Origin of the sequence: Effusibacillus pohliae DSM 22757 (assembly GCF_000376225.1) — a bacterium.
Classification (GTDB): Bacteria; Bacillota; Bacilli; order Tumebacillales; family Effusibacillaceae; genus Effusibacillus; species Effusibacillus pohliae.
On record NZ_AQXL01000134.1, the window covers coordinates 19,512 to 33,010 of the forward strand.

The 13,499-nt window shown below is 54.7% G+C and carries 13 protein-coding genes; 12 read left to right on the forward strand and 1 reads right to left on the reverse strand.

All coding sequences use genetic code 11. The features are described 5' to 3' along the window. Positions 1-120: 120 nt before the first annotated feature. Both C230_RS21560 and C230_RS23670 read left to right on the forward strand, forming a co-directional pair. Positions 121-3,597: an efflux RND transporter permease subunit gene (locus C230_RS21560; RefSeq protein ID WP_018133224.1), complete on the forward strand. Its 3,477-nt coding sequence runs from the start codon at positions 121-123 to the stop codon at positions 3,595-3,597. A gap of 526 nt (positions 3,598-4,123) precedes the next feature. Beyond that, positions 4,124-4,252, forward strand: a complete 129-nt coding sequence (locus tag C230_RS23670; protein WP_018133226.1) for a hypothetical protein — start codon at positions 4,124-4,126, stop codon at positions 4,250-4,252. Positions 4,253-4,456: 204 nt separating this feature from the next. On the opposite strand, the gene C230_RS0116845 is transcribed toward C230_RS23670, so the two are convergent. Beyond that, positions 4,457-4,642 (reverse strand): DUF1540 domain-containing protein, encoded by a 186-nt coding sequence (locus C230_RS0116845; RefSeq protein WP_018133228.1) that lies wholly within the window; start codon positions 4,640-4,642, stop codon positions 4,457-4,459. 116 nt (positions 4,643-4,758) lie between these two features. On the opposite strand from C230_RS0116845, the gene mtrB reads away from it, so the two are divergent. The 10 genes from mtrB (at position 4,759) to ndk (ending at position 13,478) form a co-directional block, all read left to right on the forward strand. Next, the gene (gene mtrB / locus C230_RS0116850) at positions 4,759-4,986 is read left to right on the forward strand and encodes a trp RNA-binding attenuation protein MtrB (protein ID WP_018133229.1); all 228 of its coding nucleotides are present in this window, start codon (positions 4,759-4,761) and stop codon (positions 4,984-4,986) included. Positions 4,987-5,157: 171 nt separating this feature from the next. Beyond that, on the forward strand, positions 5,158-6,063 hold the full coding sequence (locus C230_RS21565; protein ID WP_083910637.1) for a heptaprenyl diphosphate synthase component 1: 906 nt from the start codon (positions 5,158-5,160) through the stop codon (positions 6,061-6,063). A 6-nt stretch (positions 6,064-6,069) separates the two neighbouring features. Then, the gene (locus tag C230_RS0116860) at positions 6,070-6,789 is read left to right on the forward strand and encodes a demethylmenaquinone methyltransferase (protein ID WP_018133231.1); all 720 of its coding nucleotides are present in this window, start codon (positions 6,070-6,072) and stop codon (positions 6,787-6,789) included. Between the two features lie 30 nt (positions 6,790-6,819). Next, positions 6,820-8,277 carry a menaquinone biosynthesis decarboxylase gene (locus C230_RS0116865; RefSeq protein ID WP_018133232.1) on the forward strand — a complete coding sequence of 486 codons (1,458 nt, stop codon included), beginning with the start codon at positions 6,820-6,822 and terminating at the stop codon, positions 8,275-8,277. 28 nt (positions 8,278-8,305) lie between these two features. Next, a complete protein-coding gene (locus C230_RS0116870; RefSeq protein ID WP_018133233.1) occupies positions 8,306-8,899 on the forward strand; it encodes a UbiX family flavin prenyltransferase in 594 nt (197 codons plus the stop codon). Positions 8,900-8,924: 25 nt separating this feature from the next. After that, on the forward strand, positions 8,925-10,040 hold the full coding sequence (mqnE, locus tag C230_RS0116875) for an aminofutalosine synthase MqnE (RefSeq protein ID WP_018133234.1): 1,116 nt from the start codon (positions 8,925-8,927) through the stop codon (positions 10,038-10,040). Then, on the forward strand, positions 10,037-10,873 hold the full coding sequence (locus C230_RS0116880) for a menaquinone biosynthetic enzyme MqnA/MqnD family protein (protein WP_018133235.1): 837 nt from the start codon (positions 10,037-10,039) through the stop codon (positions 10,871-10,873). The genes mqnE and C230_RS0116880 overlap by 4 nt, the downstream gene beginning before the upstream one ends. Beyond that, positions 10,870-11,967 (forward strand): cyclic dehypoxanthinyl futalosine synthase, encoded by a 1,098-nt coding sequence (gene mqnC / locus C230_RS0116885; RefSeq protein ID WP_018133236.1) that lies wholly within the window; start codon positions 10,870-10,872, stop codon positions 11,965-11,967. Before C230_RS0116880 ends, mqnC begins: the two co-directional genes overlap by 4 nt. Positions 11,968-11,995: 28 nt before the next feature. Then, positions 11,996-12,961 carry a polyprenyl synthetase family protein gene (locus C230_RS0116890; RefSeq protein WP_018133237.1) on the forward strand — a complete coding sequence of 322 codons (966 nt, stop codon included), beginning with the start codon at positions 11,996-11,998 and terminating at the stop codon, positions 12,959-12,961. Between the two features lie 76 nt (positions 12,962-13,037). Next, entirely contained in the window at positions 13,038-13,478 is a 441-nt protein-coding gene (gene ndk / locus C230_RS0116895) for a nucleoside-diphosphate kinase (protein ID WP_018133238.1), read from the forward strand. Positions 13,479-13,499: the final 21 nt, after the last annotated feature.

The window sequence follows — 13,499 nt, forward strand, 5'->3', positions numbered from 1 at the left end:
CGTCTGCCAGCGGCAAATTGGGGGATCCGTCAGATCATGAAGCCGGGCGACAGATTGCGATTGCGGTTCAGCCAAGAACAAAGGGAGCTACATTGGTTTGCAAAACGGGAGGGGTAAGCGATGACGAAGTGGATTCGATTTTCAATGAAAAATGCGGGTGTGATTTTCCTTGCGATGATCATGATTGTCGCAGGCGGCCTGTACTCCATTTTTTCCATGAAGCTGGAACAGTTCCCGAATGTGGACGTTCCCTATTTGAATGTTGTGGTGGTGTATCCGGGCGCCACACCGGAACAAGCGCTCGACGGCATCGGGAAACCGCTCGAACAGGCGTTGTCCGGATTAAAGAAATTGAAGAATCTGTATGTAGAAGCGGGCACCAACTATGTGTCAGCCACGATGGAGTTTGAATTGAGCCATTCGATGGATGAAGCGACCAAAGATGTAAACAGTGTACTGGCGAACCTCAAGCTGCCGGAAGGGGCGGAGAAACCGCGAATCAGACAGGAAGGGCCAACAGCTGCCCCGATCTATTCGTTTGGTGTGACGGCCAACCAAGATCCGGCCACGATCAAGCAATATGTCAACGAGCATATCCAGCCTCTATTGGCTTCCATTCAGGGGATCTCTTCCCTGGATGTGCAAGGCGTCCCGGAAAAGAAGCTGTACATACGAGTGGATCCGGAAAAATTGAGAAAAGAGAATCTGTCGATCGACAAGGTCAAACAGGCGCTACTTGCCAACAATGTGTCGTTTCCAGCCGGCGAGGTGACGATTGACGGAAAAAGTCTGAATGTGGAAGCCGGCAAAAAAATCCGCTCGGCAGAGGAACTGAAAAATGTCAATCTGATCGTTATCGACCAGGACACCAGCCAACTCACAAACGCGTTTCAGACGCTGGGGGAAGGAGTGGGGACGGTCGGCTCTTCGGTCGGCCAACTAGGGAAGGGAGTCGGCGACTTAACCAAAGGGCAGATGCTTCTGCAGGCGGAAATTCAGGTCATGCAGGCGATCAACGGACTGTCCGCCAGCCTGTTTGACGATCAGGCAAATTTGGCCGCCTTGAAACAGCAGTTGCAAGCCCGCCCGGAACAAAAACCGCAATTGGAACCGCAGATCAACCAACTGCAACAGAAGATCCAGGCGGAGCAGGCGCAGATTGCGTCGTTGCAAAACAAGCTGGCCGATCTGCAGGCTCAGGTGAACGCATCCAACACGGACGTCGCCAATTCGCTCAAAAGCATGTCGGGCAAATCGGCGCCTGCAAACCGCAACCAGGAGGTTTCCGCCAAGCCGTCTCTCAGTCTGCGCACGATCAAGCTGTCTGACATCGCGGATGTGACCTACGCGTCGGACAAAGACAGGATTTTGTCCCGCTTAAACGGCATACCGGCGGTCCTTGTGGATATCAAGACGGAACCCGGTTCAAACACGGTTGACATTGTCAAGCAGATCAATCAAAAACTGGATAAGTTATCGTTGCCGGATGGCTACCGGTTGACCAAACTTCGCGACAATTCCGTCCAGATTCAAAAATCGGTGAACGGGATGCTGCGGGAAGTTGTGCTTGGGTCTTTGCTTGCTGTGGTGGTGACGCTTCTTTTCCTGCGGAATGTACGCGCCACGCTGGTGGCGATCATTTCCATCCCGCTGTCGATCCTCGCGTCGATGATCGTTCTGTACTGGATGGATTACAGCTTCAATATCATGACACTAGCCGGAATCGCAGTGGCGGTGGGCAGAGTGGTGGACGATTCGATCGTGGTGATCGAGAACATCTACCGGCGCGTGGGAGCCAGCGCCCTTCGCAGTTGGGAACTGGTGCTGGAAGCTACCAAAGAAGTGGGGCAGGCGATCACATCTTCCACGTTTACCACGATTGCCGTGTTTGGACCTCTGTCGTTTGTGCCGGGAATCGTCGGAAGGTTTTTTGCTCCGTTCGGAATCACGGTGGTGATTGCGCTTGCTTTCTCTTTGCTCGTGGCGATCACGGTGGTTCCGCTGGCCGCCAGACTCTTTTTGCTGAATATCAAGCATCAGGAGCATCGGGAAAACGCCCTGCAGAGAATGTATCGCAGCGTCTTGGGCTGGTCGCTGCAGCACAAATTGGTGGTGGTGCTTGTCGCGGTGCTCCTGTTCGGCGGATCGTTGGCCCTTTTGCCGCGGATCCCGAAAAACTTTCTGCCATCCGAAAAAACGGTCTCCTACGGATTGCGCGTTACGCTGCCCGTCGGCACTTCGCTGCAGACGGCCGACCAGGTGGCGAACCGGATTGAATCGTTTCTTAGCGGCCGTTCGGACATTAAGAGCTACCAGACGACCCTCAACGGGGAAACCATTCGGATGCAGATCGAACTGAAGGACGACGTTTCGCCAGAGGACACGAAAAAATTCGAGCAAGCGGTGAGGGAACATACGACCGACCTCGGCCCCGGTATCCGGGCGGCACTGACGCCACAGGGAATCACGGGCGGCGGCGGGCTGTTCATCGTGGTGAACGGAACCGATCTGACCGCGCTTAAGCAGGCGGGAGAGATGATGGCAAACGCGATTCGGGATGTGCCTGGCCTGGCCAATGTGGAGACCAATTTATCGGCTGTCAGACCGCAACTGTTTGTCGATATCCACACGGACGAAGCGGCGCGCAAAGGGCTGAATCCGGCGATGATCGCCTCCGCCATCCGGCAGATGATCAACGGTGACAGTGTGATGAATGTGACGCTGGACGGCCGCACAACCGAAGTGAACCTCGGACTGAAAGTGGATGACCTAAAAACAATCGATGCGATTCGGAATCAGGTGATCCTCAATATGACGGGGGAACAGGTGAAATTGGGCGATGTTGTCAACATCAGTGAAAAACCCGGTCCCACCGCCATACAACGGTTGAACCAGCAGGAGTATGTGTCTGTTCGGGGAAGTTTTACTTCCGATAATTCCTCGGGCATCCAAACCGAAGTGGAGAACCGGATCAAAAAGCTGAACCTGCCAAAAGGTGTCACGTACTATTTTGAGGGGGAGTCCAAAGCGATGAGCGACGGCTTCCGCAACATGGCGATCGCGATGGCGGCCGGTGTTTTGCTTGTCTATATGGTGATGATGATCGCGTTTGGCGAAACAGTGGCGCCGTTTTCGATCCTGTTCTCGCTGCCGTTTATTTTCACAGGGGGATTGCTGGGGTTGTATGCATTCAACGAGTCCCTGGGAATGCCCGCTTTGGTTGGATTTCTGATGCTGATCGGGATCGTTGTGACGAACGCGATCGTTCTGGTGGACCGGGTTCAGCAGAACCGTCTGGCTGGAATGGACATCGGGCAAGCGCTGATCGAAGCAGGTGTGACCCGGATCCGGCCGATTTTGATGACGGCGGTGGCGACGATTGGCGCGCTGCTGCCACTGGCCATTTCCGATGAAGGCGGCCTGATCTCGAAATCGCTCGCGATTGTGGTGATCTCGGGTCTTACCACTTCGACCCTTATGACCCTTGTCATCGTTCCGGTGGCCTATCAGGCGTTGAATTCAATCCGCAATCGCATTTGGCAAAAAAAGAGGAGCGAACACAACCGGTATGCCATCACCCCGCTGGAAGAAGCATAAAACCAGAACATGAAATCCAAGGCCTGTTATGAAAGTGTGCTGGAAACCTTTTTTTCAAATGTAACGGATTCGAAAAGAAAGTGACCCCGGGATCCACTCCCGGGGAAAAATGGGCGAAAAAGCCGCCCGCGAAAGGGCTACTTTTTGTAATGAGGAGCTGGAAGATAATCTCGTTGGGTTGGCTGTCTTCCTGCTTCCTTACGCATATGAATCTTCGCCAAAAAAAGTGCGGTTAAGCTTTCCGCTGTTGCTGATCGATGCAAGCAATCCAGCAAAAATAGACGGGTTTCCGATGATACTTGTCCGTTGCACCTTCGCTTTGGGAAGAATTAACTATAGTAGCCAAAGAGGAAGGAGGGAAGCGCAATGGATGGGGTATTCGGCGGCTTCACACGATGGGCGGTGGTGTTTTTGATCATCTTCGTGCTGTTCATTCTTTTGATTCCCACTACAACCACGGTTTGCACCACAGTTCCGGTGTATTAATGGCGGAAACTTAGAATTGCTTGGAAAGGAGGAAGAACCGATGCCAGATGGATGTTTCGGCATCTTCACCCGTTGGGCGGTCGTGTTTCTGATCATCTTCGTGTTGTTTATTTTGCTGGTACCTCCGATTTCACCTACAGTCACGGCGGCACCTCGTCCTGTGTACTGAATTGGTGTTTTCCCTGAATGGGGATCCATATGGAGGCAGTCCTTTTAGAAAGGGGGGGACATAATGTACGGAGTATTTGGTGGCTTCACCCGTTGGGCTGTGGTGTTTCTGATCATTTTCGTGCTGTTTATCCTGCTCATTCCCGGAACCTATTAAGCTGATCAGCACACAAGCCGTCGCCGCGCCCTCGGGCGCGGCTGTTCGTTATCTGCGTATTTCGCCGTCATCATTCGTATGCCGTTCAAATTCAAATGTGGCACAACGGGTTCCTTTTGTCGTCCCGACGATTTCGTTGCCGTTTGACAGGACTTCGATCGATTCCGCAGTGCAATTCCGGTTGAGATCATTGTAGATGCATTCCTCCACGCCGCATTTCACGCCATTTGGCATACGGATCACCTCCTGATTCATACTGTTCCCGCATCGGACGGCAAATATTTTGCCTGATCCTGCCTTTGAATGGTATAATCAATTGCGTCACATCACTGACCAAGGGAGGGTCGACAATGGACATCGGACAGGAATATTTTTTGGTGAAAGCGAAAGAAAACGGGGTTCACGTGATCGGTTTGACCCGCGGTGCCGATACCCGGTTTCATCATACGGAAAAATTGGACAAAGGGGAGATCATGATCGCCCAGTTTACGGAACATACGTCTGCCATTAAGGTGCGGGGAAAAGCGGTCGTTTGGACCAAGTTCGGGCGAGTCGATACATATTCGGAAGACGACTAAGACGGCGGCGTTCCGTCGCATTGGCGAAAATCGCTGAGCGGGTCTACTAGGCTTTGCCTGCAGGTCGGGAGAAAGCGAGAGATTCTCGCTTTTTTGTTTTTGCCGATATTTTTTATAGTCCGCAACGGTTCTTGTTATGCTATACTGAAATATAGCTTGTTGGATTGTACGATGTGGCTTGCACGAAGGGAGTTGGAGGCACTGATTATCGAACAAACGGAACGGGAATACGCGTCCCTTCGTATGCGCGGACAAGTTCTGGCGGAAATGAATCACGCCTTTCTGACCGACCGGATCGGGCTGCCCGAACTGGAACGGTTCCAACTGACAACAGCCGCGGCGATCCTGCAAACGGCAGGCTGCTCGCAGGACGAAACCGAACTTGTCTCAACCGTTTTGTTGTTGGTCTATCACGGGCTGTCGGTACACGAACAGATCGATCAACCGCACTCGGATGTCCAATCCCGCCAACTGAAAGTGTTGGCCGGCGATTACTACTCCAGCAAGTTTTTTTATTTGCTGGCAGCAGACGGAAAGATCGAACTGATCGGACTGTTTGCGGAAGCGATCGCCCGGGTGAACGAAGCGAAAGCAGAGAAGCTGTCACTGTTCAAGCAACCGGTCAGTACAGACAAATATTTAAGCCTGAGCGAACGGATCGAAGGCGAACTGTTGTATGTCCTGTGTTCGCACTATCTGCACAGCCGGCCGGAGATCAACGATATCGTTCGCCTGCTTGTGCGCACACATGTACTGGGCATCGAATATAACCGGTTTTTGTCGGGCCATTATGCTGGCAATCTGTCCGAGGTGTACATTCGTAACCAGGCAACGGAAGACGAACTGCGTTTGCTTTCCTCGAACCCTTCCTATCTGCAGGATGCCAAAATCATGCCAATTCATGTGAAATATGGAACATCCGCTTTCCTTTATGAGCGGTTGGAGGTCGGCCTGATGACGGCCAGGTCGTTGTTGAAGCTGCAAGATTCGCAAACCGTGGCCGAACGATTTTTCGGCATCTGTGATGATCTCGGCCAATTGTACCTGCAACCGCGGCGGATCGTGGAAGAAAGGTGAGAGGAAATGTCTCGCTTTGAAACAAAAGAAGCGAAAGTCCATTATATTTTTTCAAGAATTGCGAAGCGTTATGACCTGATGAACACTGTTCTCAGTTTTCGTCAGCACAAAATTTGGCGTACCGCCGTGATGAAGCGAATGAACGTGCAGCCGGGAACTAGCGCGATCGATGTATGCACCGGGACGGGCGATTGGGCGATCGCGTTGGCGAAGGCGGTGGGCGAGGACGGACGGGTTGTCGGACTTGATTTTTGCGAGCCGATGCTAGAAGAGGCGGAGCGAAAGGTCGTCCGGCAAGGGGTGGCGAAACAGGTGCAGATGGTTCACGGCAATGCGATGGCGCTGCCGTTTGACGATAACACGTTCGATTATGCAACGATCGGCTTTGCGCTGCGCAACGTGCCGGATGTGGAGTATGTGATCGGCGAGATGGCCCGCGTGGTGAAACCGGGCGGCATGGTGGTGTCATTGGAGTTGTCCAAGCCCGAATGGCCTCTGTTTCGGGCGTTGTACTATTTTTATTTTGAGAACATCTTGCCGAGGATCGGGAATTTGGCGGCCAAAGACGGTGTCTCCTACAGCTGGTTGCCGGAATCGCTCCGATCGTTTCCGGATCGGCGCGGACTGGAGGAGATTTTCCAGCGAGCGGGTCTCGTCCGCGTCGAGTCAAAGCCGTTTACCGGCGGCATTGCGGCGATGCATCTTGGTTACAAGCCACAACCGTAATTCTGCGGCTGGTGGGTGAAGGAGTTATTTATGGGATACAGAGATTTGCGGCATTTCATCGAGGTGCTGGAAGCGAAAGGCATGCTGGTTCGGGTGCAGGAAGAAGTCGACCCGCATCTGGAGATCACCGAGATCACCGATCGCGTTTGCAAGGCGGGAGGACCCGCCCTGCTGTTTGAGAATGTGAAAGGCTCCGAGGTTCCGGTGCTGATCAATGCGTTCGGTTCGTTTGACCGGACAAAACTGGCGTTTGAAGTGAACGATTTGGACGACATTGCGAAAGAAATCATGCGTTTTGTGGAAATGCCGAGTGGATCGTCATCCCTGCTCGGCAAGTTGAAGCAGTTGCCGAAACTGGCAGAACTCGGCTCGTTCCTGCCGAAAATGGTGACGAAAGCGCCCTGTCAGGAAGTGGTGCTGACCGGTGATCAGGTGGATTTGGACAAATTCCCGATTCTGACCTGTTGGCCGCAGGACGGCGGCCGCTTTATCACGCTCCCGCTCGTTTTCACGAAAGACCCGGTTACTGGTAGGCGCAACTGCGGCATGTACCGGATGCAAGTGTTTGACAAGCGGACGACCGGCATGCACTGGCAACTGCATAAAGTCGGGGCCGAACACCATCGCCGCTCACAGGAACTGAGGCGGGAGAAGCTGGAAGTGGCGGTCGCCATCGGTTCCGATCCGGCGGTGATGTATTCGGCGATCGCACCGGTCCCGCCCGATATCGATGAAATGATCCTGGCCGGGTTTTTGCGCAAGGAAGGCGTCGAAATGGTCAAGTGCAAGACGGTCGATCTGGAAGTTCCGGCCAACGCGGAGATCGTGCTGGAAGGGTATGTGCTCCCCGGCGAATTGCGGGAGGAAGGACCGTTTGGCGATCACAACGGGTATTATACCCCGGTGGAACCGTATCCCGTGTTTCACATCACGGCGATTACGCATCGCAGGAACCCGATTTATGCGACGACGATTGTCGGTAAGCCACCGATGGAAGACTGTTATTTGGGCAAACTGACGGAGCGGATTTTTTTGGCTCCGTTAAAAATGATGCTGCCCGAGATTGTAGACATCAGCCTGCCGTGGGAAGGGGTGTTCCACAACTGCGCGATCGTGTCAATCCGCAAACGGTTTCCCGGTCACGCAAAAAAGGTGATGAGTGCACTCTGGGGGCTCGGGCAGATGACCTGGACGAAATGCATCATCGTCGTCGATGAGGATGTCGATGTGCAGGATCATTCCTACGTGGCATGGCGCGTGTTCGGCAACGTGGACGCCAAGCGGGACATCATGATCGTTGAGGGGCCGGTCGACTCGCTTGACCATGCGTCGCCGCTGCCGAACCTTGGCTCGAAGATCGGGATTGACGGCACAAGAAAATGGAAGGAAGAAGGCTACACCCGAGTATGGCCGGATGAGATCTGGATGAGCGAGGAAACGAAGCAGTTGGTTGATCGCAAGTGGAGCCGGTACGGCATCAAGCTCTAATCGAGTGACAGGCAAGGGGATTCCGGGTATGGCGAAAGAATTTGTGGTGGGCATGACGGGTGCCAGTGGGGCCGTCTACGGCGTGCGGTTGGTGCAGGAATTGATCCGCGGCGGGCACTTGGTGCATCTGCTGTTGACCAACGCTTGCTGGCAGGTGTTTCAGGAAGAGCTGGGGTGGAACATCGAGACGGGGGATCGCGCCTCGATTCCTGGGCGATTCGCGGTGCTGCCGGAGCGCCTGCAAGTGCACGATCTGCACGATTATCGGGCACCGGTTGCCAGCGGGTCGCATCCGATCGACGGGATGATCATCATTCCCTGTTCAATGGGCACCTTAGCGGCGATTGCCCACGGCGCTTCCGACAATCTGCTGGAACGGGCGGCTGACACTGTGTTGAAGGAGGGTCGGCCATTGGTGATCGTACCACGGGAAACGCCGTTAAACGTGATCCACTTGCGAAATATGCTCGCTTTGGCGGAAGCGGGAGCCCGCATCCTGCCGGCCATGCCGGGATTTTACCACCTGCCGCGGACGATCGACGATCTGGTCGATTTTGTTGTGGGGAAAGCGCTGGACGCTCTACGGGTGGAACATCATCTGTTCCGGCGTTGGGGCGAATAAACGAGCTGACAGGGAGGAGAACCCGATGGAAGTGATTGGGAAAACCCATCCACTGGCCGACATTTGGGAGAAGGTGCAGGCCGGCGTTCGTTTGAGCAAAGAAGACGGGCTGCGCCTGATGCGGTCGAATGACCTGATCGCGCTCGGTCGCATGGCGAATTACGTGCGGGAGAAAAAGCATGGCGACTACGTATTTTTCAATACGAACCGGCATATCAATCCGACCAATATTTGCCAGACGCTGTGCGCTTTTTGCGCGTTTGGGGTGCGGATGAAGGATCCGAAAGCGTACACGATGTCGATGGAAGAGATCGAGCACCGGGCCGACATGGTGCCGTCGGGCGTCACCGAAATTCACATCGTCGGCGGCAACAATCCGGCGCTGAAACTGGATTATTACGAAGAGTTGCTGCGCCGCTTGAAAAAGAAGCTGCCGCACGTGCATCTGAAAGCGTTCACGGCGGTCGAACTGGACCACTTTTCGCGCATCAACAAAATGCCGGTGGAAGAAGTGCTGCGCCGGCTGATCGCGGCTGGTCTTGACTCGCTGCCGGGAGGGGGGGCGGAAATCTTTGCGGAAAAACCACGCTCAATCATTGCCGATCACAAAACGTCCGGCGAGCGGTGGCTGGAAATCCACGAAATCGCCCATAAACTGGGGCTTCGCTCGAACTGCACGATGCTCTACAACCACATCGAAACGGAAGAAGACCGGATCGATCACCTGATCGCCTTGCGGGACCTGCAGGACAAAACGGGCGGTTTCCAGACGTTTATTCCGTTGTCCTGGCACCCCGAAAATACGGAACTGATCAAACAGTATCCGCACCTGAACTGGTCGACCGGATTTTTAGATCTGAAAGTGCTGGCCGTGTCCCGGTTGATGCTCGACAACATCGATCATATCAAAACATACTGGGTGCAGGTGGGTACCAAGCTGGCACAAACGGCTCTCTGGTTCGGAGCGGATGATCTCGACGGCACCGTGGTGGAAGAAAAAATCTACCACGCGGCCGGAGCGGAAACGGAGCAGGGCATGGCGAAGACGGAACTTGTGCGGTTGATTCGGGAGGCCGGCCGGATTCCGGTGGAACGGGATACATTATACAATATTGTCAATACGGAGTTTGCGGCAGTATGAGCGAGCGGCTTCGGATAGGTCGGATTGGTTACAGCAACGTTCTTCCTGTGTACCATTTTTTGGACGCGGCAGCCGAAGCGCACGGCATCGAGTTTGTACCGGCAGTTCCGACCGAATTGAATCGGATGCTGGCGGCGGGCGAGGTGGTGGCCGGGCCGATTTCCGCTTTTTCCTATGCGGAGCATGCGGACGACTATTACGCGTTGGCCGATTTGTCCGTCTCGTCACGAGGGCCGGTCGGTTCGATTTTTCTGTTTACCAAACGGCCGATGGACGATCTGGACGGACGCGTGGTCGCGTTGACATCCTCATCCGCAACATCGGTCAACCTGTTGAAGATTCTGCTGCAAAAATATTGCAAGTGCACCCCGTCCTATGTGACGCTACCGCCGCATCTGGACGACATGATGGAACAGGCGGACGCTGCGCTGCTGATCGGCGATGACGCGCTGTCCTGGTCGTTGCAGGATCATCCTTATCAGGTGTATGATCTGGGGGCGGAGTGGCACCGCCGCACGGGGCTGCCGATAACGTTTGCGATCTGGGCGATCCGGCGCGATTTTGTCGAATCCCGGTCGGAAGAAGCAAGGCGGCTGCACCGGTTGTTCCTGGACAGCAAGCGCAAGGGGCTTGCCAACCTCGATCGGGTGATCGCGGCAGCGATTCGCCTGCACGGGCAGGATCACGATTTCTGGGAGTCGTATTATGCCAAATTGGTCTATGACTTGACGGGAGACTTGGTGACAGGCGCCGAATTTTATTTTGCGGCTGCCTATGAATTGGGACTTTTGCCGCGACCGGTGAAGGTCGAAATGTGGGGTGTCGAACAATGAGCGTTGCCAATGCAAGTCCGCAGCAAATCGACGCGATTCTGGAGAAAGCGGTAGCCGGCGAGCGTTTGACTCTGGAAGACGGATTGGCGCTGTATCAGACGAATGACCTGATCAAGCTGGGCGCGGCCGCGAAACAGGTGATGCAGCGGTTTCATCCTGACAACATCGTGACTTTTACGGTCAACCGGAACATCAACTACACAAACGTGTGCGACACGTATTGCCGGTTTTGCGCGTTTTACCGGCCGGAAGGCCACCCGGAAGCGTATGTGCTGCCGGATGAAGCGATTCTCGAAAAAATCCGGGAAACGGTGGAAATCGGCGGCGACGAGTCGGAGATCCTGATGCAGGGCGGCACGCATCCCGGATTGCCGTTCTCTTACTATACGAATCTGTTGCGGAAAATCAAGGCCCATTTTCCGACGGTGATCATGCATTCGTTCTCGGCGGCTGAAATCTGGAAAATGGTTGAAGTGTCCGGCTTGCCGCTGGAGGAAGTGATCCGCCGGTTGCGGGAAGCGGGACTCGATTCGATCCCCGGCGGCGGTGCGGAAATTCTCGATGACAGGACGCGCATGCGCATTTCCCGCTTGAAAGAGTCGTGGGTCAAATGGATGGAAGTTCACGACACCGCCCATCGGCTCGGCATGCACACGACCGCGACGATGGTGATCGGCTTCGGCGAGTCGTACGAGGAACGGATCCTGCATATGCTGCGGGTTCGCGAACAGCAGGACAAGACGGGCGGATTTACCGCGTTTATCTCGTGGACCTACCAGCCGGACAACACCGCATTAAAAGGCACCCGGGCGACGGCGGTCGAATATTTGAAAAACGTGGCGATCTCGCGGCTGATGATCGACAACATCAAAAACTTCCAGTCGTCGTGGGTGACGATGGGACCGAAAATCGGCCAGTTGGCGCTCGAGTTCGGCTGCAATGATATGGGATCGACGATGATCGAGGAGAACGTGGTGAGCGCCGCCGGCGCCACCCACTCGATGACCAAGCAGGACCTGATCCGTTTGATCCGCGACGCGGGACGCACCCCGGCCCGCCGCAACACGTACTATAAAATCCTTGAAGTCTATTGATTCACTGCGAAGATAAGGTGGAACCTGAATGAAGTTGATGGATATGTATTTGCATCTGCAATCGGACCTGAACTACGTCGAATCGCTGCTTGAGCAGGAGGTCCGCTCCAGGCAAAAAGACCTGGAAAACGCTGCTTCACACCTGTTGAAAGCGGGCGGGAAACGGATCCGCCCCGTTTTCGTGTTGCTCAGCGGGAAGTTGGGCCATTATGACGTGGAAAAGCTGGCGCGGGTGGCAGTGGCGCTGGAACTGATCCATATGGCCACACTCGTGCACGATGACGTGATCGACGATGCGGCCACGCGCCGGGGAATTCCCACAGTCCGTTCGGAGTGGGGCAACCGGATGGCGATGTATACTGGCGATTTTATTTTTGCGCGGGCGCTGATGCTGTTGTCCGAACTGCCAAACGTGCAGATCCATCAACTTCTCTCGAAGGCCATCGTTCGCATGTGCGAAGGGGAAATTGAGCAGATTCGCGATTTTTACCGGCTCAACCAGACGTTTCGCCATTATCTGCGGCGGATCGAGCGAAAGACGGCGATTTTGATTGAAGTCTCCTGCAGGCTGGGGGGGCTCGTGGCGCAAGCGGACCCCCGGTATGTCAGAGCGCTCGGGCGGTACGGCCATTTTTTGGGGATGGCGTTTCAGATTGTCGATGATATTCTGGATTTTACGTCCACCAGGGAAAAATTGGGCAAGCCGGTCGGTGCCGATCTGCTACAGGGAAACATCACGCTGCCGGTGCTGTATGCATTGCACTGCTCTCCGGCGGGACAGGCCCTGAAACAGATGATCCGTCCGCATATGCCGCCCTCGGAAGCGGAACAGGCGATTCAGCTGGTCAAAGAGTCAGGCGGAATCGAATACGCGAAAAAAGTGGCGGAACTGTATCTGAGCAAGTGCTTGCGGGAACTGTCCGCGCTGCCACAGGGGCAAACGCGCGACTCGCTGGAAGCGATCGCTGTGTTCACGACGTCGCGGGACTATTAAGCGCTTGCAGATGACCCGCCCGATTGGGTAAAATGGTCAGGGTGCCGGAAAACTTTGAAGTAGGAGTGAATGGCTGATGGAACGTACATTCTTAATGGTCAAACCGGACGGAGTTCAGCGCGGGCTGATCGGTGAAATCGTGTCCCGCTTTGAGAAAAAGGGTTTCAAACTGGTGAATGCGAAGCTGATGACCGTCTCGCGAGAACTGGCGGAAAAGCATTATGAAGAGTTGAAGGACAAACCGTTTTTTGGCGAACTGGTTGATTTTATCACATCCGGACCGGTGTTTGCGATGATCTGGGAAGGCCCGAACGTGATCAGCGTCGCCCGCGCAATGATGGGCAAAACCAACCCGGCGGAAGCAGCCCCCGGAACGATCCGCGCCGATTATGCCGTATCGGTCGGCATGAACGTGATTCACGGGTCCGACTCGCCGGAAAACGCGGAGCGGGAAATCAACCTGTGGTTCAACGGCGAATTGATCGAATACGACAAAACGATTGCGAAGTGGATGTAATACATAAGCCCCTGCTCATGA